The sequence below is a fragment of the Propionibacterium cyclohexanicum genome (genome assembly GCF_900111365.1).
In the GTDB taxonomy this organism is placed as follows: Bacteria; Actinomycetota; Actinomycetes; order Propionibacteriales; family Propionibacteriaceae; genus Propionibacterium; species Propionibacterium cyclohexanicum.
In genome coordinates this window covers 49907-70322 of record NZ_FOGZ01000016.1, presented here as the reverse complement: position 1 = coordinate 70322, position 20416 = coordinate 49907, and the positions used below count along the sequence as shown (strand labels likewise).

Below are 20416 nucleotides of genomic sequence, written 5' to 3'. Positions count from 1 at the left end.
AACCTCCATCCTCGGAAGACCTCGACCCCTCCCCCCACACCGACGCGCCACCCGACCGCGCGACATGCCCTACACCCTCATCTATGAAGAGCCAGAAATCCTCTCCATCGCTGGTTCCCGCCGACGTGGCCACTGCCGCCCGGCTCGCATTTTGCTTATCTTTGGCCGACTTGAGTTCACTCATCACAACCAATGCCGCGATAACGAACCCGAAGAAGGCGATGGTGATGAGCGACATCATGTTGGTCGGAACGCCCACTACCGTCACCTTGCCATCGCTGGCGGCGGTTCCGGAACTCACCTTGTCATAGAGGAAGAATGCACCCAAGCCGAAGCCGAGGAAGAAGTAAGGTGCCAAGGACCGCTGCCACAGCATTTTGAGCAGCAGCGCGAGGCCGACTGCGGGGAGCATCGTCGAGGCGACTGTCATGGATGACTGCAGCCAGTCCGGAAGCCATTGGACGAAACGTGTGATTGCCTGCGCGCCCGCGAGGATCGTGATGAATCCGAGCAGGAACCACGCAAATTGGTAGCCAGCGAACTGAGCCCAATAGAGCCTGTTGTAGGCTCGGAAATTCTTCTTGTGAATGAATCCTTCGAATACCGGCACCAAGGCGGAGATGACCATCTCCATCAGGTTGAAGAGCAAGGTGCCCAGCAACGAGACGGGCACCGCAATGGCAATGCTGGTGGCGGTGTCGGCCCCCGAGATCATTGCGAACGCTGCACCGAAGATCGCGCCCAACGTGATGTCGGACGGCATCACGCCGCCGAGCGAGACATTCCCGAGGAAGATCAACTCGAGCGAGGCTCCAAGAATAATTCCCTGGGTGGGATGTCCAAGACAAAGACCCAGGACCGGAACAATGAAGATCGGGCGGGCCAGCTGGTTCGTCAGTCCCCACCAGTCAATGAACTTGGCGAAACTTGTCACCAGTCCAACAATTAACGCATCGAGAAACACTTACTTCACCTTCCCCATCAGCTTGGTGAACTCCAATTTTGGATCGTCCGGGAGCGGCTGATGGATGATCTCAATTCCCTCTGCGGAGATCTCTTCGAAAACCTGCCGATCGGCTTCGGTCAGATATACCGAGTCAGAGATCTTCAGCTTGTCGCTCACAGAGCCATTGATGCGGCCGTAGTTCGCGACATTTAGCACGAACTTGTCATCCAGCGCCTTGGCCAGGCCCAGGACATACTTGGGATCATTCGTGATCACGAGGATCCTGAGACCCGCTGCGCGCGGATCCTTGAGGATGCCGACTGCCTTGTCCAGCGAGCGCACCGAGACCTTCGCATTGCCTGGGGCGGCCATCATCAGCGCGCTGATCTGGATCTCGTTTTTGGCGATCTCGTCGCTGACCACCAGGATCCTGTTGATATTGAGTGCTTTGCTCCACATGACGGCCACTTGACCGTGTACAAGTCGATCATCGATTCTCACCATCGAGATCATGTATATTTCCTTACCCTAGAGACAAGAGGCGCAAAAAAATGCGCGCCCGTCAGCTTCCGGTTTCTTCGTTGTGCATCCGGATCATGAAAGGCGCCACGAGGCCCGCACCGCCGATCAGTCACACCTGATTTGTGAAATTGTTCCTCCAGAATTCGCGCAGCAGGTCGTCGCTGCGCGATGGTCACGGCTGCTTGCCGATATAGGCCAGGATCCCGCCGTCGACATAGAGCACGTGCCCGTTGACGAAGTCGGAGGCATGCGAGGCCAGGAACACTGCCGGACCCTGGAGATCCTCGACTGTTCCCCAGCGGGCTGCCGGGGTACGTGCCACGATGAACTCGTCGAAGGGATGGCGGCTGCCGTCGGGCCGGCGCTCACGCAGCGGCGCAGTCTGCGGGGTGGCGATGTAGCCGGGCCCGATGCCGTTGCACTGGATGTTCGCCGATCCGAACTCGGCGCAGATGTTGCGAGTGAGCATCTTCAGGCCGCCCTTGGCTGCCGCGTAGCCGGCGATGGTCTCACGACCGAGCTCACTCATCATCGAGCAGACGTTGATGATCTTGCCGTGACCCCGCTCGATCATGCTTGGCAGCACCGCCTTCGAGACGATGAACGGCCCCGCGAGATCGACGTCGACCACCTCCCGGAAGTCCGCAACCGACATGTCGAGCATCGGGATCCGCTTGATGATGCCCGCGTTGTTCACGAGGATGTCGATCGGACCGACGTCCTCGCCCACCTTCGCGACGAGTTCGTTCACCGCATCCTCATCGGTCACGTCGCTGACATAGCCGTGCACATCAATGCCCCGCTCGGCGTATGCCGCCAGTCCCCGATCAACCCCCTCCTGAGAGTGAGCGTTGAAGACGACCTTGGCGCCCGCCGCCGCGTAGGCGCTGGCGATCGCAAAGCCGATCCCATGCGAGGCGCCCGTCACGAGCGCCACGCTGCCTGTCAGGTCAAAGGCCTCTTTCGAGAACTCAGTCATCGCCGACCGCTTCCCCCTCATTCTCATTTGGAATGAGGACATTCGTCACTGAAGTACGCGGCGAGCATAGCAGGAACTATGGTCACGCAACCAGGGAGGCCACCGAAGAATGAACGACCACGGTCGCAGCCGCCCCGATCGGGCACCACACCCAGGTCACAGCGCCCGCCCCCTACGGACCGATGGGGGGGCAGCTCGGGCCCAGGGGCACCGAGGCTTTCCGGGTGCGGCCGAGGATCGGCGAGCGCTCAGCGGGTGCCGAACCAGCTCAGGGCGTAGCTCACATGGAGCTCGGCGGCAATGGGCAATGCTGCCTCGTTGAGCGCAAAGCCATAGCTGTGGTGCGGCACTGACGTCGATGGGGTGCCGCCGCTGCCGACTCGCAGATAGACGCCCGGAGCGTGATGGAGGAACACCGCGAAGTCATCGCCCGTGGCATTGGCCACCCCGTCGGTGACGACGTGGTCGACCCCCGGCACCCGGGCCGCCACCTGTGCTGCGAGCGCAGCGGCCCCCGGGTCATTGCTCAAGGCATCGGTATAGGGCCGCGTGGAGAATACCACTCTCGTGCGATGAGCCTCTCCGACGCCCCGGGCAATGCGCTCCAGCGCCGCGAGCAGCTGAGCTCTCACCGCCTCGTCGAAGGCGCGCACAGTGCCCTCGATGTGGGCGGAACTCGCGATGATGTTGTAGTTCTCGCCACAGCGCAGCACACCGATGCCCACCACGGCGGGCTGGAAGGGGTCGAGCTCCCGGGCCACCACCTGCTGCAATTCGACGACGATACTTGCGGCGGTGACGAGCGCGTCCTGGGAGAGCTGGGGCTGGGCAACGTGCCCGCCGCGACCCGTGACATCGATGGTGAACTTGTCGACACTGGCCCACTGAGCACCCGCGGTGGAGTCGACCGTGCCGGCCGGCAGCCCGGACACCAGATGCAGGCCGAAGACCTGGTCGAGGCCCTCCAGTTCCTTGGCCCGCTCGAAGAGGATGGCTCCAGCACCGATCTCCTCGGCCGGCTGGAACGCGAACTCGATGACGCCGTCGAAGTCGTCGCGGTGCTGCACCAGAACCGCCGCTGCACCGAGCAGCGCGGCGATGTGCCCGTCGTGCCCGCAGGCGTGATTCACCTCACTTGCGGTGTTCGCCCACGGTGCGCCGCACCCATCGCGCAGCGGAAGCGCATCGATGTCTGCCCGCAGCATGATCCGAGGACCCTTCGCACGCCCCGGCAGCGTGCCGAGCACCCCAGTGCGCCCGATCGAGCGGTGCGCGATGGACAGCTCGTCGAGCCGCGCGGCGATGAACGCCGCCGTCTGGTACTCCTCGAGGCTGAGTTCGGGATGGGCATGCAGATGCCGCCGGTCAGCGACGATCTGGGGAGCGATCTGCTCGATCTGCTCGTGGATCGCCATCTGGTCGATGCTCATCTGCTCACCCTGCCCCTTCATCGCGCTGCTGCCCCATCGCCGCTGTCGTGCGCGGGCCGAGCGGGCAGCTGCGGGTGTGAGGACGTGCCCATCCCAGGGGCGGTGTCCTTCCCCGATTGTGCACCCCAGCACCCAGCAACGTCTTGTGCACTCCGGCACCCTGCAGCCTCGCGCCCGGCCAGCTCCCGATCTCGGGTCGCTCGACATCACACGACTGAGTCGCCTGGTGTCTCCACTGATTCGCACCCGGGAGGGGACACCGACGCGCAGTTGTGTCATGCTTGGTCACGGACGAAGGCGTCATTCGTCCCGTTCTACTACGGATCGTCGGGCACGTTCCTGCCCGTGGAAAGGATTGGCTGACTCACATGGCCACAGTTACCTATAAGGAAGCCACCCGCGTCTACCCGGGTGCCGATCATGCCGCTGTCGACAAGCTCAACCTCGAAATCGGCGATGGCGAATTCATGGTTCTCGTCGGACCGTCCGGATGCGGCAAGTCCACCTCGCTGCGCATGCTGGCCGGGCTCGAAGAAATCAACTCCGGCTCGGTGTGGATCGGTGACCGCGATGTCACGGACCTCCCCCCGAAGGATCGCGACATCGCGATGGTCTTCCAGAATTACGCCCTGTACCCGCACATGACCGTCGCGGACAACATGGGTTTCGCCCTCAAGATGAAGGGCGTGAACAAGGACGAGCGCGAGAAGCGCGTCCTCGAAGCCGCCAAGCTGCTCGGCCTGGAGGACCTGCTCGCACGCAAGCCGAAGAATCTCTCCGGCGGCCAGCGCCAGCGCGTGGCCATGGGCCGCGCCATCGTCCGTGACCCGCAGGTCTTCCTCATGGACGAACCGCTGTCCAATCTGGACGCCAAGCTACGTGTCCAGACCCGTACCCAGATCGCTGCGCTGCAGACCCGTCTGGGCGTCACGACCGTCTACGTCACGCACGACCAGGTCGAAGCAATGACGATGGGCGATCGCGTCGCCGTCATGAAGGATGGCGTCCTGCAGCAGGTCGACCGCCCGCTTGCCCTCTACGACACGCCGAAGAACATCTTCGTGGCCGGCTTCATCGGCTCCCCGGCCATGAACCTCATGCCGGGCACGATTGTCGACGGCGGGGTTCGGGTCACCGACCATGTCGTGCCTGTGGCCCGCGAGGTACTCGACCGGGCCCAGAGCGCCGATCTCGTGGTGGGCATCCGGCCCGAGAGCTTCGAGGTCTCGCCGACCGGCGAGGGCATCGCGATGAAGATCAGTGCGGTTGAGGAGACCGGTGCGGACTCCTATCTGTACGGCACCCTGGGCAACCAGGATCCCGCCACTCTCGGCGACGAGGTGCAGCAGGTCGTGGCCCGTGTCACCACACGGACGCCCCCGCAGCGCGGGGACACCATCCGCCTGCATGTCGATCCGGCGAACCTGCACGTCTTCGACAAGATCAGCTCGCTGCGCATCTCCTGATCGGCGTCCGCCGCACGGCGCCGAGTGCACTAACCTCAGCTGGGTCCTGCCACCGCAGGGCCCAGCTGTTTTTCTGCCCACCAGCTCGCACAGCCACCGGGTGATACTGACTGGGCGCGAGACCGGGCGAGCCCGTGGCCGATGATCTCACAGGAGGATTGATGCACGAACACCGCGACGAGCCGAGTGCCCTCACCAACGCGGTCCGAGCCGGACTCGACTCGGACACCCAGTACGGCTCGGTGGTACCCCCGCTCTATCCGAGCACGAATTACCGCTTCGCCTCGATCGACGAACGCCCCGGCTTCGACTACTCCCGATCGGCCAATCCCACCCGCACGATGCTGTCGCGCACGCTGGCGCAGCTCGAGCACGGAGCTGGCGCAGTGGTCACGGGCTCTGGCCTGGGGGCCATCACCGCCACAGTCGAGGCTCTCCTGGGACCCCGCGGGCGCATCGTCGCGCCCCTCGACTGCTACGGCGGCACGTGGCGCCTCCTCGACCACCTCGCGAGCAAGGAACGGCTCGTTGTCGACTTCGTCGACCTCTCCGATCCCGACCAGGCCCGCCGAGCCCTGGAGAAGCCCGCCGAGATCGTGTTCATCGAGACACCCTCGAACCCTTTGATGCACATCACCGACATCGCAGCCGTCAGTGAGCTGGCGCACCAGGCAGGTGCCATCGTTGTGGCCGACAACACCTTCTGCTCACCCCTGCTGCAAAACCCCCTTGACCTGGGAGCCGACGTCGTGGTGCATTCCACGACGAAGTTCATCAACGGCCACTCCGATGTGGTGGGCGGCGCCGTCATTGCCTCCAGTGCGGAGCACGTCGAGCTCATCGGCCATTGGGCCAATGCCCTGGGCCTGACCGCAGGAGCCTGGGACTCCTGGCTCACGCTGCGCGGACTGCGCACCATTGACGCGCGGATACGCGTGCACCAGGCAAACACGGCGGCGGTCGTCGACCTGCTCGTCAAGCATCCGGCGGTGCGAGCCGTCCACTATCCGGGCCTGACCGAGCACCCCCAGCACGAGCTGGCGGCCCGCCAACAGTCCGGTTTCGGGTCACTCCTGAGCTTCGAGCTCACCGGCGGGATCGATGCGGTCCGGCGCTTCATCGACGGGCTTCGCTGCATCGACCTCGCGGAGTCCCTGGGGGGCACCGAATCGCTCCTCGCCCACCCCGCGACCATGACACACGCCGGCATGACGCCCCAGGCCCGGGCGGCGGCGGGGCTGTCCGATGATCTGCTGCGCCTCAGCGTGGGCATCGAGCCGGTGGACGACCTGCTGGCCGACCTCACCGCTGCTCTCGACCGGGCAGCTCGCGCTGCGTGATGGCAGACTGTTGACGTGCCGCGTTTCCTGTCTGCCAAGCCAGACGCCAGACTGATCCCCCTGCCGTGGAGCACCCCGCTGTCACAATGGCCGGCCGAACACCTGGTCGCCCTGCCTCGAGGTATTTCGCGCCACGTGGTGCGTTTCATCACGGTGGGCGACGGGGTGTTCGCGGCCAAGGAGGTCAACCAGGAGCTGGCGCTGCGTGAGTATCGCCTGCTGCACGACCTCATGCGACTGCACACCCCGGCCGTCGAGCCCGTCGCCGTGGTCAGTGGCCGGGTGGACGACGCCGGAGAACCACTCGATTCCATCCTGCTGACCAAGCACCTCGATTTCTCGCTGCCCTACCGCTCGCTGTTCAGTCCAGGGGTGCGCCATGACACGGTGATCCGCCTGCTCGACGCCATGGTGGTCCTGCTCGCACGCCTGCATCTGTTGGGCTTCATGTGGGGCGACGTCTCACTGTCCAATATCCTGTTCCGGCGCGATGCCGGTTCCTTCGCCGCCTATCTCGTGGACGCCGAAACCGGCGAGCTGCACGACCGGCTCTCCGACGGCCAGCGCGCCCACGACCTCGGCATCGCCCGGATCAACATATTCGGGGACTTCTGCGACCTGGAGGCCGGCGGGCTGCTCGACGAATCTCTCGATCCGCTGAATCTCGTGGACACCATCGAGGCTCGCTACCAGGAGCTGTGGAAGGAGCTCACGGGTATCGAGGAGTTCTCCGGATCGGAGCTGTACCGCATCGAGAGCCGGGTGCGCCGGCTCAACGCACTGGGCTTCGACATCGCCGAGCTGGACATCCAGACCAGCCCGGATGGTCAGCGGATCACGATCCAGCCCAAGGTGGTCGACGCCGGGCACCACTCGCGACGGCTCATGCGCCTCACCGGGCTGGACACCGAGGAGAACCAGGCCCGCAGACTGCTCAATGATCTGGACACCTACCGGGCGCGCACCAATCAGCAGCATGTCGACGAGGCCGTGGTGGCCCACGAGTGGCTGACCGAGTGCTTCGAGCCGGTGGTGAACATGGTCCCTGCGGATCTTGCGGACAAGCGCGACCCCGCGCAGGTCTACCACGAAGTGCTCGACTACCGCTGGTACATGTCCCAGCGCGAGAAGCGCGAAGTGCCGCTCACCGAGGCCATGCGGGGATACATCAAGGACGTGCTGCGCAATCTGCCCGACGAGGTGATGAGCAGGGCCGCTCTGGTCCAGGTGCAGAACGGGGACACCCGCCAACTGGCGAATCCCTATGATCCGTCGATGGGATTCGCCACCGACGAGGAGGAGCCTGCGGTGCATGATCCCTGGGAGGAGGCCGCGCAGGACGTCGACATCTCCTCGCTCGACCACTTCGACATCGACGCATTGCGCGCCAAGAAGGGCTAGCTGCCCGCCTCCTCGCCCACCGGGCGGCCGGGCTCCGCAGACGATTCGTCGCGGACCAGCCTGGACAAGGCGGCAATCTCGTGAGGACCCAGCGGCACGAGCCCGGGGCGCTCGTCGACGCGCAGCGTGAAGCCACCGAACTGCGCTGCGGCGCCGGATCGGGCAGACATTGTCTGGGAGCTGGCCTCAGAACCGCGCGTCTCCTCGTAGAAGGGATCGGGGGCGACGGGCTTTCCGCCGGGCTGGTTGGGACGGGGCACACCGCCGATCGCGGCTCTCACCTGATCGCCGATCGCAGTGCTGCGCGGCGTGTGCTTGCGGATCTCTGCCATCGAAGCCCTCCTGACTCTCCGCTGACAAGGCTAGCGGCCACGACGCGAGGACGCGCCGTGGCCGCTCATGATGCCGCTGCCGATCCACCCAGCGGGCCGGGTGGCGCACCCTCTGTGTGGCGCAGGGAGCGTCGCCCGCTCAGTCCTCGGCGATGATCACATAGAGCTTGCGGGGACCGTGGACGCCGTCAACGCGGGACAGCTCGATATCGCTGGTGGCCGATCCACCGCTGATCCAGGTGAGCGGGCGCCCGGCGTGAACCGCCTGCTTGACCCGCTGCACGGCCTCGGGAACGTCGGAGACGATCTGGTCGGTACGGATCACGCAGACGTGACGGTCGGGCACGAGGGACAGCGCACGCCGCCCCTGGTCGTCCTCGTGGTCGAGAACGATCGTGCCGGTGTCGGCCACCCCGACCGCTGCCGCCGTAACGACCGCGTCGGTCTTGTCCAGCTGCGCATTGCTCAACTGGGGATCATCGACGTGAACGGTGAGCCCCGCGGACTCGATGGCCTTCACCCAGTCCTTGTCGAGGCCGACCGGGACCACCACGGACTCGGCGGCACCAGTGGCCTTGAGCCCATCGACCACCGCCGTGGGCAGGTCCGCGTGCGCAGCACGCACGACAGTGGCCTGGTAATCCTCGACCTTCTCCTGGAAGGTGCCCACCACATCGTCCATCTCGATCCCGCCGCCATAGGTCCAGGTGACCGGGGTGTCGACGAGAGGATCCTTCTCCGTGATGTCCGTGGTGGCCTGCCGGATGCGGGCGAGTACCTCCTGCTTCGCGTCCATCTCGCTCACCTTTCGCTCTCAGTACGGTTCTGCTTCCACCAGTCACGGAATGTCTGGGTGGGCGGCGCCTGGACATCGCGGTACTTGAGCCAGCGCTCGGCAACCGGAACTGGCAGCGGGCCGATCGCCTTGTGATGAAGCACCCGTCCCACACCCCTCGACCCGTACATGATCGACTCGAAGTGCTTGTAGTCACCGAGCACCCAGGCGGCGGTCTTCATGAGCGCCATCTCGCCGAGGACCTCGGGGTCTTTGGGGAAGCGATCCGCCTTCTCGGCCGAGACCACCTTGTTGCGGACGTGGATGATGATGTCGGTGAACGGGATCTTCACCGGGCAGACCTCGTTGCACGCGCCGCACAGCGAACACGCGTAAGGCATCGCACGGTCCACCGGGTCCTGCATTCCGCGCAGCTGTGGGGTGAGAGTGATGCCGATCGGGCCGGGATAGACCGATCCGTAGGCATGGCCACCGGCCCGCTCGTAGACGGGGCACACATTGATGCAGCTGGCGCAGCGGATGCAGCGCAACACCTCGCGCCCGACGGGATCGGCCAGCACATTGGTGCGGCCATTGTCCATGAGGATGACGTGCTGTTCCTGGGGACCGTCGCCGGGGGTGACGCCGCTCCACACCGAGTTGTAGGGGTTCATCCGCTCGCCGGTTGCCGAACGGGGCAGCAGCTTGAGGAAGACCTCGAGATCGTCGTAGGTGGGAAGCAGCTTCTCGATGCCGACAATGGAGATCAGCGTGTCGGGCAGCGTGAGGCACATCCGGCCGTTGCCCTCGGACTCGACGATCACCAGCGAGCCGGTGTCGGCGAGGATGAAGTTGGCGCCCGAGACCGCGACCTTGGCGCGCAGGAACTTCTCGCGCAGGTGCAGGCGAGCTGCGTCGGCGAGATCGGGCGGGTTGGACGAGACGTCCTCGGGGCACGGCCGGCCATAGTTCTTCATCTCGCGCAGGAAGATCTCGCGCACCTCGGCACGATTGCGGTGGATGGCGGGAACCACGATATGGCTCGGACGGTCATGGCCCAGCTGCACGATGAGTTCGGCCAGATCGGTCTCCCAGGCAGCGATGCCCTGCTCTTCGAGATATTCGTTGAGATCGGTCTCCTGGGTGGTGATCGACTTGATCTTGACGACCTCGTCGACCCCCTTCGACTTGGCGATCTCGGCGACGATCTGGTTCGCCTCGGCGCCGTCGCGGGCCCAGTGCACCTGGACGCCGCGTTCGGTGAGGCTCTTCTCGGCCTGCAGCAGGTAGTGGTCGAGATGACGTTCGACGCGGTTCTTGATCTCGAAGGCGGCCTGGCGCAGATCCTCCCAGTCGGGCGACTCGGCCACCCGGGTGGCGCGCTTGGTGCGGATGGTCGTCATGGCATTGCGCATGTTCTTGCGCTGGACGGGCAGTTTCAGCTCATCCTTGACGGCCTTGGTGAACTTGGGCATCCCCAGGAAGGTGCCCGGGTGTTCCGGGGCAGGAGTGAGGCGTGCCACTCCGTAGTTGCCCTCGCTGATACGACGCAGCTGGGTGCTCATGATCAGTCCTCCTCCGTATTGGCGAGAACCTCTGCGAGGTGGATGGCCTTCACCCCGGAGTTCTCGCGAGCCAGGACACCTCCGATGTTGAGCAGACAGGAGTTGTCGCCACCGACGACGTACTCAGCTCCGGTCTCCCGAACGTGGCGGGCCTTGTCGCCGGCCATAGTCGCCGACATGTCGTAGTTCTTGACGCAGAACGTGCCGCCGAATCCGCAGCACTGCTCGGCCGCCGGCAGATCGACCAGAGTCATGCCGCGAACGTTCTTCAGCAGGTCGTAGGGACGCTGGCCGAGCTTGATCAACCGCAGGCCGTGGCAGCTCGGATGGTAGGTGACCCGGTGCGGGAAGTAGGCACCGACATCGGTGACGCCGAGCACGTCGACCAAGAACTCCGGCAGATCGTAGGTGATCTTGCTGGTATGGGCCACATCGCGCTGCAGGCCCGCGTCGCCCAGCCGCTGGGCCAGCATCGGGTGCTGGTCGCGCACGGCCGCGGTGCACGAACCCGAGGGCGATACGACATAGTCGTAGTCGCCGAAGCCCTTCACATAGGAGCGCACCATGTTCATCGACTCGTCGAAGTAGCCGGTGTTGGTGGTGATCTGCGCACAGCAGGTCTGTTCCTTGGGGAAGTGGACCCGGCAGCCCAGCCTCTCCAGCAACTTGGTGACCGCGATACCGGTCTGAGGGAACATCACATCGTTGATACAGGTGATGAACACGGCGACGTCGAGGCCAGTGCCCGGCAAGCCGCCTGCTGTGGCTCGCCCCGCCTCGCTCGGCGCATTGATCGTGGTGGTCATTCGGGAACCTCCGTTTGAATCGGACGAGATGGACAGGTGAGGGTCACGGCAGCAGCCAGCTGAGTACCGGGGTGGACATCAGGCCGGCCAGGATGCACATGAGGACGAGCAGCAGGACCGAGTACTTGAAGACCTTGCGCAAGATCACCGACTCGCCACCGACGAGGCCGATCGCCGTAGCTGCGACGGTGAGGGACTGGGGCGAGATCATCTTGCCGACCACACCGCCGGCCGCACCGGACCCGACGAGCAGACCCTTCATGCCGACGGCACCCAGAGTCGTGGTGGCATTGATGTGCTCGGCCACCCCGACCTGCAAGCCGGAGAACAGGATGTTCGCCGAGGTGTCGGAGCCGGTCACATAGGTGCCGATCCAGCCCAGCACCGGCGCGAGGAAGGGATAGACCGCACCGGCACCGGCGATCCACAGGCCGAGCGCGAGCGTCTGGCCCGAGTCGCCCATCACATAGGCCAGTGCCACGACGAGCCCGATGGTGACGAAGGAGAACCTCATCTTCTTCAGCGTCACCCACAGCTCACCGAAGAGCTTCCCGGCCGGGACGCGGTAGATGATGCCTACGAGGATGGCCACGATGGCCAGCAGGAAGCCGGGCGTCGACAGCCACGGCCAGGTGTAGGTGACGTGCGAGGATGCTCCACCCGCCGAGTTGCGCAGTTCGGACAGCAGAGGCCAGTGCATCTTGACATCGCCGCCGGCCAGCAGCGACTTGATTCCCGGCAGGGCGGCCAGGGCGAAGATCACGATGACGAGCAGATAGGGCAGGAGCGCCATGACGATCCGGGATGCGTTGAGATCGCTGACGACGATCTCCTGACGCCGGACGGGCTCGGTCTCGATGCTCTCGTCCATGGCGATGCCGATGCGCTCGGCCGCCTCGCGCCCACCCTTCGGCTTCCAGAAGCGCAGGAAGAGCATGCCCAGGGCCACGCTGATCACCGCGGCGAAGACCTCGGTGAGGCTGTAGAGCGAGGTGCCGGCCACGATCCACTTGACTGCACCGAAGACGAAGCCGACGAACAGGCCGAAGGGCCAGCACTGCCTGATGCCCTTCTTGCCGTCCATGATGCCGAGCATGAGGAAGGGCACGACAAGGCACAGGATCGCGCAGATCCTGGCCGTGACAGGCGCGACATCGGTGACCGGGATACCTGCCACCTTTGCCGCCTGGGCCACCGGCAGCCCGACCGCCCCGAAGGCGACCGGGACGGTATTGGCGACCAGCGCCGTCACGGCGGCACGCAGCTTTCCGAAGCCGATGGCGATGAGCATGGCAGCCGCAATGGCGACCGGCGCCCCGAAACCTGCCAAGGCCTCGAGCAGGCCGCCGAAGCAGAAGGCAATGAGGATGCCCAGCACTCGCGGGTCATCGCTGATGAGGAAGAAGGTGCGGCGCAAGTCGTCGAAGCGCCCCGAGATGACGGTCACCTGGTACATCCAGATGGCGGCGAGCAGGATCCAGCCGATGGGCAGCAGACCGTAGAGGAAGCCCTGGACACTGGTGGACAGCACCATGGTCACCGGCATCGAGAAGAAGACGATGGCGACGACGACCGCGAGGGCCCACGAGGCGAGTCCTGCCCAGTAGGCCTTCCAGCGCAGTGCGCCGAGTGTGACGAGCATGCAGACGATGGGAATGAGAGCGACCAGAGCGGAGAGCCACTGGTGGCCCAACGGGTTGGTGTTCGGCACGAAGGCTTGCAGAAGAACCACTGGACCCCCTTTTCAGCGTTGAAGACGTGACTTCGGGCGTCTCAGCACTGAGACGTCATAGCATGTGAACAATAGGTCTGACCAATTGAGGAGGTCAAGCCGCTTCCCGCTGCGACTAGGGGCCCTGCCACGGACCCGGGTCGGGCAACGCCGTGAGCCGCCACGGTGCCTCGACCTGTGAGCCCTCAGCGTGGCCCCGACCCGGGGCAACGCAGCCCTGTCAGCCTCGTCCTTGTCACCCTTGACGCGTCGGCGACAATGACTTCATGCGGGCGACAGACTCCATCACCGATCCCGAGACCATCGAGAGATGCCAGGATTGCGCGATCATGCGGGCCAAGGGAATGTCCGGGTTCGACGTCGCCCTGCACCACATCGAGTCGGCGATCCAGTCGGGCGAATACGTCTCGGGCATGCAATTGCCCACCGAACGCGAGCTGGCGGCCACACTGTCGGTCGGCCGCGGTGCGGTGCGCGAGGCGATCCGCGTCCTGCAGGCCCAGGGCATCGTGGTGTCGGGCACCGGGCCCGGCAATGGCACCCGGATCCGCGTGACTCCCGGCGACGCCCTGGCGCGGATGCTGCGGCTGCATCTGGCCCTGGACTCCACGACCGTGCCGGATCTCACCGAGACCCGCGTGGTGCTGGAAAAGGCGGCCTGCGAGGATGCGGTGAATCATGTGCCGTGCAGCGCCCTGACCCGGGCCAAGGTGCTGCTGGAACGCATGGAGACGCACATCGGCACCGAGGACTTCAACGGCCTGGACACCGCCTTCCACGTGGCCCTGGTCGAGGCGAGCGGCAACCACATGCTCACGATGATCTGCACGGCGATCCGCCACACCCTTGCCCGCCCGATCCGGCTCGCCGAACAGCAGTTGGACGACTGGCCCACCTTCCGCGAGGGCCTGGTGCGCGAGCACCGGGCCATCTTCGATGCCATCGAGCGCGGCGACGGGGCCCTGGCGGGACAGCTCGCCGAGGCCCACATCCGCCACGCCTACGACATCCTGCTGCCCAGCGCCAGAGCCGGCTCCGCCGAATACCTCGGACAGCGAGCTCATCTCACAACACCTGTGTGAACCGAACACCGGGTGCCGGACAGACCACGTGATGCGCGGGCGGCGGGCCAGCCCGCACCCTGCCAGGACCGCCGTCGCCGGGCCAGTCCTATATAGACTGACGGCGTGTCATTCCAGCTCTACGACGAATCCACAGGCTCAGTCGTGCCTTTCATCCCCCTCGTCCCGGGACAGGTGTCGATCTACCACTGTGGACTCACCGTGCAGAGCTCTCCGCATCTGGGCCACATCCGCAAAGAGGTGGTCTTCGACGTCCTGCGACGCTGGCTGACCGCCAGCGGTTACCGCGTCAAGGTGGTGGCGAATGTCACCGACATCAACGAGAAGATCTGGCAGAAGGCCGAGCAGGCGGGGATGGCCTGGTACGAGCTCGCCTACCAGGTGGAACTCGAATTGCACCGCGCCTACGCGGCACTGGGCTGCCTGCCCCCCAACTACGAGCCCCGCGCCACCGGCCATATCACCGAGATGATCGAGCTCACCGTGAGGCTCATCGAACGCGGACACGCCTATGTGGCTCCCGACGGCTCGGGTGACGTCTACTTCGACGTGCGCAGCTGGCCGGAGTACGGCTCCTTGTCGCACCAGGACATCGACGACATGGTGACTGCCGAGGACGCCGACCCGCGCGGCAAGCACGACCCGCGCGATTTCGCCCTGTGGAAGGGCAGCAAGCCGGACGAGCCGCCGACCGCAAGCTGGCCCAGCCCGTGGGGCCGGGGGCGTCCCGGCTGGCATCTGGAATGCTCGGCGATGAGCTTGAAGTATCTGGGCGAACGCTTCGACATCCATGGCGGCGGCATGGATCTGCGCTTCCCCCACCACGAGAACGAGCAGGCCCAGAGCCGCGCTGCCGGCTATGGCTTCGCGAAGTACTGGATGCACAATGCCTTCGTCACGATGGCCGGGGAGAAGATGAGCAAGTCCCTGGGCAATGGCACCATCGTCACCGAGGTCACCCGCCAGTACCCGCCGCGGGCAGTGCGGCTCTACCTGGCACAGCCCCATTACCGCTCCACGATCGAGTACTCACCCACCTCGCTGGCCGAGGCCACCGCCCAGCTGGAGCGCATCGACAGTTTTCTGGAGCGGGGCGAAGCGGCCGGGCCGCTCGACTTCCATTTCGACGATCTGCCGCAAGGCTTTGTGACGGCCATGGACGACGATCTGGGCACGCCCTCCGCAGTGGCGGTGATCTTTGACACGATCAAGGCAGGCAACAAGGCCTTCGACGCTGCCGACGAGCAGTCCGGGGCGCTGGCCCTCAGGCAGGTGCGGGCGATGCTGCACGTGCTGGGGCTCGACCCCTATGACCCCCAGTGGGCCGACCAGGCTGCCGGCACCACGCCCGAGGTCACCAACGGGCTCATCGAGCTCGTCCTCTCCGAGAGGGAGCAGGCCCGGGCGCGAAGGGACTTCGCGGCCTCCGACCGGATCCGCGACCACCTCAACTCACTCGGCGTCCGCATCGAGGACACCCCGCGGGGCGCGCGATGGAGCGTGAGCCACTCATGACGCGACCCACGAAGGGCACAGGCGGGCACGGGCGGCGCAAGCTGGCCGGGCGGGGACCCACCCCGAAGGCCGAGGACCGCAGCTACCACAAGGCCTACAAGCCCAAGGACGCCCGTCCCGCCGCCGGACGGCCCACCCGCGCGACCAAGCCCTCGAGCCTTGGCAGGGGGGCCGGCGCGGACTGGATCGTGGGACGCAACCCCGTGCTCGAGGCGATGCAGGCCGGGCTGCCGGTGCGGCGAGCCTTCGTTGCCGAGGGCTCCGAGCGCGACGACCGGCTGCGCGAGATCTTCAAGTTCGCGGCAGAGCACTCCCTGACGCTGCTCCAGGTGCCGCGCCAGGAACTCGACTCCCTCACCTCGGGCGCGGTGCACCAGGGAGTCGCCTTGCAGATCCCGCCGTACGACTATGCCGAGCTCGACGAGGTGATGGCCTCGGCGCTGACCCGCGACGACGATCACGGGCTCATCGTGGTCTGCGACCAGATCACCGACCCGCACAATCTCGGTGCCATCATCCGCTCATCGGCGGCCTTCGGCGCCGACGCTGTGGTCATTCCCGAACGCCGCTCCGCCTCCCTGACCGCCAGCGCCTGGAAGGCCTCGGCCGGGGCGGCAGCGCGGATCCCGGTGGCTCGGGTGACGAATCTCAACCGGGCGCTGGAGAAGCTGTCGGCGGCCGGTTTCACGATCAACGGGCTGGCCGGCGACGGCGATGAGGCGATCCTTGGCACCGACGGCCCCGTCGTGCTGGTGGTCGGCTCGGAGGGCGAGGGGCTCAGCCGGATGGTGCGTGAGCACTGCGATACCCTCGTGCGCATCGCCATCACGAACACCGTCGAGAGCCTCAATGCCTCGGTGGCAACGGCGATTGCGCTGCACGAGGTGGCGCGCTCGCGCGGCTGAAAGCCGCCTCAGGGACCACAGCGCCGCGAGCCGCTCGCCACCTGTCGATCAGGTTCACCGGCCTGGCCGAGCTGGCTGGGGCAGGCGCCAGGGGCAGCGGGGAGGGAAACGGATGCGCGTTCACATCGTCTACACCGGTGGCACCCTTGGCATGGTGGAGGGCCCGCACGGGCTGGCGCCCGGCGCAGATGTCGAGGGCTGGCTGCACACCCTGCTGGCCGGCACTGAGCTGGCCGGATGCACATTCTTCAGCGCGCGGGACCATCTCATCGACTCCTCGAATGCCACGCCGGACGACTGGCAGGCGGTCGTCGACGAGCTGCATGCCCGGCGCGAGTTCGCAGATGCCTTCGTCGTGCTGCAGGGCACCGATTCGATGGCCTACACGTCGTCGGCGCTGAGCTACGCGCTGACCGAATTCCCGGCACCGGTGGTGCTCACCGGCGCGCAGTACCCCCTCGGGGTCATCGGCTCGGATGCCGCCACGAATGTGCTCGGGGCGCTGCAGGCCGCCACGAGTGGGCGGGCACCGGGGGTCAGCCTGTTCTTCGGGGATCGCCTGCTGTCAGGCAATCGCGCGACGAAGGTGTCTTCCTGGTCCTTTCGTGGCTTCGACTCCCCCGCTGTCGCTCCGCTGGCGCTCACCGGCGCTCCCTGGCAGTGGGGTGCTGCGCGGGCCCGTGGCTCCGGCTGGCCTGATCCGCTGCCCTACCGTGCGCAGGACGTGGTGGTGCTCGACCTGGCGCCGGGTGTCGGCACGGCCCGGCTCGCGGCAGCCCTGCGCCCGGCACCGGCAGCAGTCGTGCTGCGAGCCTATGGGGTGGGCAATCTCCCCAGTGAGCAGCCCGGTTTCACCGAGCTGTTCACCACCCTGATCGACAGCGGCACGCCTGTGGTCATTGCCTCCCAGTGCCTGCAGGCGAATGTGCGGCTGGGCCACTACGAGGCCAGCGATGCCCTGGCCCGGGCCGGGGCGATCTCGGCCGGCGACATGACCGCCGAGGCGGTCTACGCCAAGGTCATCTTCCTGCTGAGCCAGGGACTGGGCGGCGCCGAGCTGGCAGCACAGATGGCGGTGGACATCGCCGGTGAGCTGAGCGCCGGCTGATCGCCCGCGAGCCGAGCGCCGGCTCATCGCCCGCGGGGGCCGCCACCAGCCAGCATGTGGGGGCCACCCACCAGCCAGGCGGCGCAGCGGCCGCCGGCTCATGGCAAGGGCTGCCAGACTGTGCCCATGACGTGCGATGCAGATTCCCGCCACGACACCCCGCAACAGGCCGCGGAACGTGCCCGTCGCGCGGCCTCCTTTGAGCAGATCGGCGCCGACTACGAGCGATACCGTCCCGACCAGCCCGATGAGGCAACGGCCTGGATGGTCGGCGAGGCCCACCATGTTCTCGATCTGGCGGCGGGCACCGGGAAGCTCACCGACTCGCTGCTGCGGCTGGGCCGCCAGGTCAGCGCCGTCGACCCCTCGGCCACCATGCTCGCCGAGCTGTCGCGCAAGCACCCCGGCGTGCCCTGCCTGGTGGGCACCGGTGAGTCGATACCGCTGCCGGATGACAGCGTGGACGCAGTCGTCGTTGGCTCCGCCTGGCAGTGGATGGATCCCGCCAGCACCGGAGCGGAGCTGGCACGGGTGCTTCGGCCCGGCGGGCGCCTCGGGCTCTCCTGGAACGGCCCGGACCGCAGCGTCGACTGGATCGCTGCCTTGTACGCGGGCCATCGCGATGACAGCGAGAGTTCACGTCCACTCATCCGCACGCAGGAGCCTGAACATCCCGGACACGGCTTCGGCCCGATGGAGGAGATGTCGTTCCGCTGGTCTCGGACGATGACACCGGCGCAGCTGCTCGCCGAGCTGGCCACCCATTCGACATGGATTCTCGCCACCGCCGCAATGCGCGAGCGCTGGTCCGAGAATGCCCTGCGCTTCCTCGGCAATGATCCGCACACCGCGGGACGCCAGCAATTCAGCGTGCCCCAGCGGGTGCGGGCATACCGCTGCCGGGCAGCCTGAGCCCGTCGCACCCCTCGGCCCGGCAGCGATCCGCCTCCCGCCGGTCGGCCTCATCGGTCCACACTGCGCCCGTCCACTCGATGGGAGACAGGCCACCACGCTAGATTTGAGCCGTTCCCTGCCCGTTTCCAGAGGAGTTCCCTTGCCCACCACCGACGTCACGGCGAAGGCCACCATCGCCTATCAGGCAATGCTCGAAGTCATTGCGACTGCCGAACCGACCGTCGCGGAGGCGATCCGCAAAGAGCTCGCCGATCAGCGCGGCTCCCTCAAGCTCATCGCGTCCGAGAATTACGCAACGCTGCCGACCCTGTTGGCAATGGGCACCTGGTTCTCCGACAAATACGCCGAGGGAACTGTCGGCCACCGCTTCTACGCCGGATGCGCCAATGTGGACACCATCGAGGCCACTGCGGCCCGCCATGCCGAGGAGCTCTTCGGCGCCCAGCATGCCTATGTGCAGCCGCATTCGGGCATCGATGCCAATCTGGTGGCCTACTGGACGATTCTCTCGCACCGCATCGAGCTTCCCGCGCTGGAGGAGCTGGGCGTCAAGAGCGCCAATGACCTGTCCGAACAGGATTGGGAGACGCTGCGCCATCGACTGGGCGACCAGCGGCTGATGGGCATGAGCCTCGACGCCGGCGGCCACCTCACGCACGGCTTCCGTCCCAATATCTCGGGCAAGATGTTCCACCAGCGCTCCTATGGCACCGACCCGGCGACGGGCTTCATCGACTACGACGCGGTGCGAGCCCAGGTGCGTGAGTTCAAGCCGCTCATTCTCGTGGCCGGCTACTCCGCCTATCCACGCCGGGTGAACTTCGCCACGATGCGCGAGATCGCCGACGAGGTGGGCGCCACCCTCATGGTCGACATGGCACATTTCGCCGGACTGGTCGCAGGCAAGGTGTTCACCGGAGACGAGAACCCGGTGGGCAACGCCCAGGTGGTCACCACCACGACGCACAAATCGCTGCGCGGGCCTCGCGGTGGCATGGTGCTCGTGGACGACGAGTTCGCGGCCGACGTCGATCGGGGCTGTCCTATGGTGCTCGGTGGCCCGCTGGCCAATATGATGAGCGCCAAGGCCGTGGCGCTGGCCCAGGCCAAGACGCCGGATTTCCAGGCCTATGCTCGCGCGATCGCCAGCAACGCCAAGGCGCTGGCCGAGGGCTTCCTGCGCCGCGGGGCCACCCTGGTCACCGGCGGCACCGACAACCACATCGTGCTCGTCGATGTCGCCACCAGCTTCGGGCTCACCGGCCGCCAGGCCGAGTCCGCCCTGCTGGACGCCGGCATCGTCACCAACCGCAATTCGATTCCGGGCGACCCCAATGGCGCCTGGTACACCTCGGGCATCCGGCTCGGCACCCCGGCACTGACCAGCCGGGGCTTCGATGCCGACGCTTTCGACCGCGTGGCCGACTTGATCTGCGAGACGCTGAACGCCACGACGGCTGCCACGGCATCGAACGGCAAGCCTGGCAAGGCCAAGTACGAGATGGCCGAAGGGCTGACCTCACGCGTTCACGACGAGGCCCATGAGCTGCTCGACGCGAACCCGCTCTACCCGGGCCTGGAGCTGTGAGCCCCGCGC

At 66.2% G+C, this 20416-nt stretch carries 18 protein-coding genes; 9 read left to right on the top strand and 9 right to left on the bottom strand.

Annotation, left to right across the window (positions count from 1 at the left end; genetic code table 11):
- From BMX93_RS08590 to BMX93_RS08575, 4 genes are all read right to left on the bottom strand, one after another.
- Nucleotides 1-964: PTS mannose/fructose/sorbose/N-acetylgalactosamine transporter subunit IIC (locus BMX93_RS08590; protein WP_091970085.1), on the bottom strand; the 964-nt coding region annotated here is incomplete at its 3' end.
- Complete coding sequence (locus tag BMX93_RS08585; RefSeq protein ID WP_091970083.1) at nucleotides 965-1459, bottom strand: PTS sugar transporter subunit IIB; 495 nt, start codon at nucleotides 1457-1459, stop codon at nucleotides 965-967.
- 181 nt (nucleotides 1460-1640) lie between these two features.
- Nucleotides 1641-2447 carry a gluconate 5-dehydrogenase gene (locus BMX93_RS08580; protein ID WP_091970080.1) on the bottom strand — a complete coding sequence of 269 codons (807 nt, stop codon included), beginning with the start codon at nucleotides 2445-2447 and terminating at the stop codon, nucleotides 1641-1643.
- A 248-nt stretch (nucleotides 2448-2695) separates the two neighbouring features.
- Nucleotides 2696-3877, bottom strand: a complete 1182-nt coding sequence (locus BMX93_RS08575) for a M20 metallopeptidase family protein (protein ID WP_091970097.1) — start codon at nucleotides 3875-3877, stop codon at nucleotides 2696-2698.
- A 368-nt stretch (nucleotides 3878-4245) separates the two neighbouring features.
- Between BMX93_RS08575 and BMX93_RS08570 the strand changes: the two genes are divergently transcribed.
- The 3 genes from BMX93_RS08570 to BMX93_RS08560 all read left to right on the top strand — a co-directional run bounded on the left by BMX93_RS08570 (nucleotide 4246) and on the right by BMX93_RS08560 (nucleotide 8084).
- On the top strand, nucleotides 4246-5343 hold the full coding sequence (locus BMX93_RS08570; protein WP_091970078.1) for an ABC transporter ATP-binding protein: 1098 nt from the start codon (nucleotides 4246-4248) through the stop codon (nucleotides 5341-5343).
- A gap of 161 nt (nucleotides 5344-5504) precedes the next feature.
- Nucleotides 5505-6683, top strand: coding sequence for a cystathionine gamma-synthase (gene metB, locus BMX93_RS08565; RefSeq protein WP_091970076.1), 1179 nt, complete (start codon nucleotides 5505-5507; stop codon nucleotides 6681-6683).
- Between the two features lie 15 nt (nucleotides 6684-6698).
- Nucleotides 6699-8084 carry a DUF4032 domain-containing protein gene (locus tag BMX93_RS08560; protein WP_091970074.1) on the top strand — a complete coding sequence of 462 codons (1386 nt, stop codon included), beginning with the start codon at nucleotides 6699-6701 and terminating at the stop codon, nucleotides 8082-8084.
- Here BMX93_RS08560 and BMX93_RS08555 read toward each other — a convergent pair.
- The 5 genes from BMX93_RS08555 to BMX93_RS08535 form a co-directional block, all read right to left on the bottom strand.
- A complete protein-coding gene (locus tag BMX93_RS08555; RefSeq protein WP_091970072.1) occupies nucleotides 8081-8416 on the bottom strand; it encodes a hypothetical protein in 336 nt (111 codons plus the stop codon). The genes BMX93_RS08560 and BMX93_RS08555 overlap by 4 nt on opposite strands.
- 139 nt (nucleotides 8417-8555) lie before the next feature.
- Nucleotides 8556-9212 (bottom strand): LutC/YkgG family protein, encoded by a 657-nt coding sequence (locus BMX93_RS08550; protein ID WP_091970095.1) that lies wholly within the window; start codon nucleotides 9210-9212, stop codon nucleotides 8556-8558.
- A 5-nt stretch (nucleotides 9213-9217) separates the two neighbouring features.
- Entirely contained in the window at nucleotides 9218-10756 is a 1539-nt protein-coding gene (locus BMX93_RS08545) for a LutB/LldF family L-lactate oxidation iron-sulfur protein (protein ID WP_091970070.1), read from the bottom strand.
- Between the two features lie 2 nt (nucleotides 10757-10758).
- Nucleotides 10759-11562, bottom strand: a complete 804-nt coding sequence (locus BMX93_RS08540; protein WP_091970068.1) for a (Fe-S)-binding protein — start codon at nucleotides 11560-11562, stop codon at nucleotides 10759-10761.
- A gap of 43 nt (nucleotides 11563-11605) precedes the next feature.
- On the bottom strand, nucleotides 11606-13294 hold the full coding sequence (locus BMX93_RS08535) for an L-lactate permease (RefSeq protein WP_091970066.1): 1689 nt from the start codon (nucleotides 13292-13294) through the stop codon (nucleotides 11606-11608).
- 266 nt (nucleotides 13295-13560) lie between these two features.
- Here BMX93_RS08535 and BMX93_RS08530 point away from each other — a divergent pair, with 266 nt between their 5' ends.
- The 6 genes from BMX93_RS08530 (at nucleotide 13561) to BMX93_RS08505 (ending at nucleotide 20407) form a co-directional block, all read left to right on the top strand.
- On the top strand, nucleotides 13561-14376 hold the full coding sequence (locus tag BMX93_RS08530; RefSeq protein ID WP_245725802.1) for a FadR/GntR family transcriptional regulator: 816 nt from the start codon (nucleotides 13561-13563) through the stop codon (nucleotides 14374-14376).
- A 105-nt stretch (nucleotides 14377-14481) separates the two neighbouring features.
- Complete coding sequence (gene cysS / locus BMX93_RS08525) at nucleotides 14482-15891, top strand: cysteine--tRNA ligase (protein ID WP_091970063.1); 1410 nt, start codon at nucleotides 14482-14484, stop codon at nucleotides 15889-15891.
- Complete coding sequence (rlmB, locus tag BMX93_RS08520) at nucleotides 15888-16796, top strand: 23S rRNA (guanosine(2251)-2'-O)-methyltransferase RlmB (protein ID WP_091970061.1); 909 nt, start codon at nucleotides 15888-15890, stop codon at nucleotides 16794-16796. The genes cysS and rlmB overlap by 4 nt, the downstream gene beginning before the upstream one ends.
- 112 nt (nucleotides 16797-16908) lie before the next feature.
- On the top strand, nucleotides 16909-17904 hold the full coding sequence (locus BMX93_RS08515) for an asparaginase (RefSeq protein WP_091970059.1): 996 nt from the start codon (nucleotides 16909-16911) through the stop codon (nucleotides 17902-17904).
- Between the two features lie 126 nt (nucleotides 17905-18030).
- Nucleotides 18031-18816: a class I SAM-dependent methyltransferase gene (locus tag BMX93_RS08510; protein WP_177170141.1), complete on the top strand. Its 786-nt coding sequence runs from the start codon at nucleotides 18031-18033 to the stop codon at nucleotides 18814-18816.
- 142 nt (nucleotides 18817-18958) lie between these two features.
- Entirely contained in the window at nucleotides 18959-20407 is a 1449-nt protein-coding gene (locus tag BMX93_RS08505; protein ID WP_281245657.1) for a glycine hydroxymethyltransferase, read from the top strand.
- Nucleotides 20408-20416 lie beyond the last annotated feature (9 nt).

Coding starts and splice junctions, on each gene's coding strand:
- BMX93_RS08585 (WP_091970083.1), bottom strand. CDS start 1,459: ATGATCTCGATGGTGAGAATCGATGATCGACTTGTACACGGTCAAGTG.
- BMX93_RS08580 (WP_091970080.1), bottom strand. CDS start 2,447: ATGACTGAGTTCTCGAAAGAGGCCTTTGACCTGACAGGCAGCGTGGCG.
- BMX93_RS08575 (WP_091970097.1), bottom strand. CDS start 3,877: ATGAGCATCGACCAGATGGCGATCCACGAGCAGATCGAGCAGATCGCT.
- BMX93_RS08570 (WP_091970078.1), top strand. CDS start 4,246: ATGGCCACAGTTACCTATAAGGAAGCCACCCGCGTCTACCCGGGTGCC.
- metB (WP_091970076.1), top strand. CDS start 5,505: ATGCACGAACACCGCGACGAGCCGAGTGCCCTCACCAACGCGGTCCGA.
- BMX93_RS08555 (WP_091970072.1), bottom strand. CDS start 8,416: ATGGCAGAGATCCGCAAGCACACGCCGCGCAGCACTGCGATCGGCGAT.
- BMX93_RS08550 (WP_091970095.1), bottom strand. CDS start 9,212: ATGGACGCGAAGCAGGAGGTACTCGCCCGCATCCGGCAGGCCACCACG.
- BMX93_RS08545 (WP_091970070.1), bottom strand. CDS start 10,756: ATGAGCACCCAGCTGCGTCGTATCAGCGAGGGCAACTACGGAGTGGCA.
- BMX93_RS08540 (WP_091970068.1), bottom strand. CDS start 11,562: ATGACCACCACGATCAATGCGCCGAGCGAGGCGGGGCGAGCCACAGCA.
- BMX93_RS08530 (WP_245725802.1), top strand. CDS start 13,561: ATGCGGGCGACAGACTCCATCACCGATCCCGAGACCATCGAGAGATGC.
- rlmB (WP_091970061.1), top strand. CDS start 15,888: ATGACGCGACCCACGAAGGGCACAGGCGGGCACGGGCGGCGCAAGCTG.
- BMX93_RS08515 (WP_091970059.1), top strand. CDS start 16,909: ATGCGCGTTCACATCGTCTACACCGGTGGCACCCTTGGCATGGTGGAG.
- BMX93_RS08510 (WP_177170141.1), top strand. CDS start 18,031: ATGACGTGCGATGCAGATTCCCGCCACGACACCCCGCAACAGGCCGCG.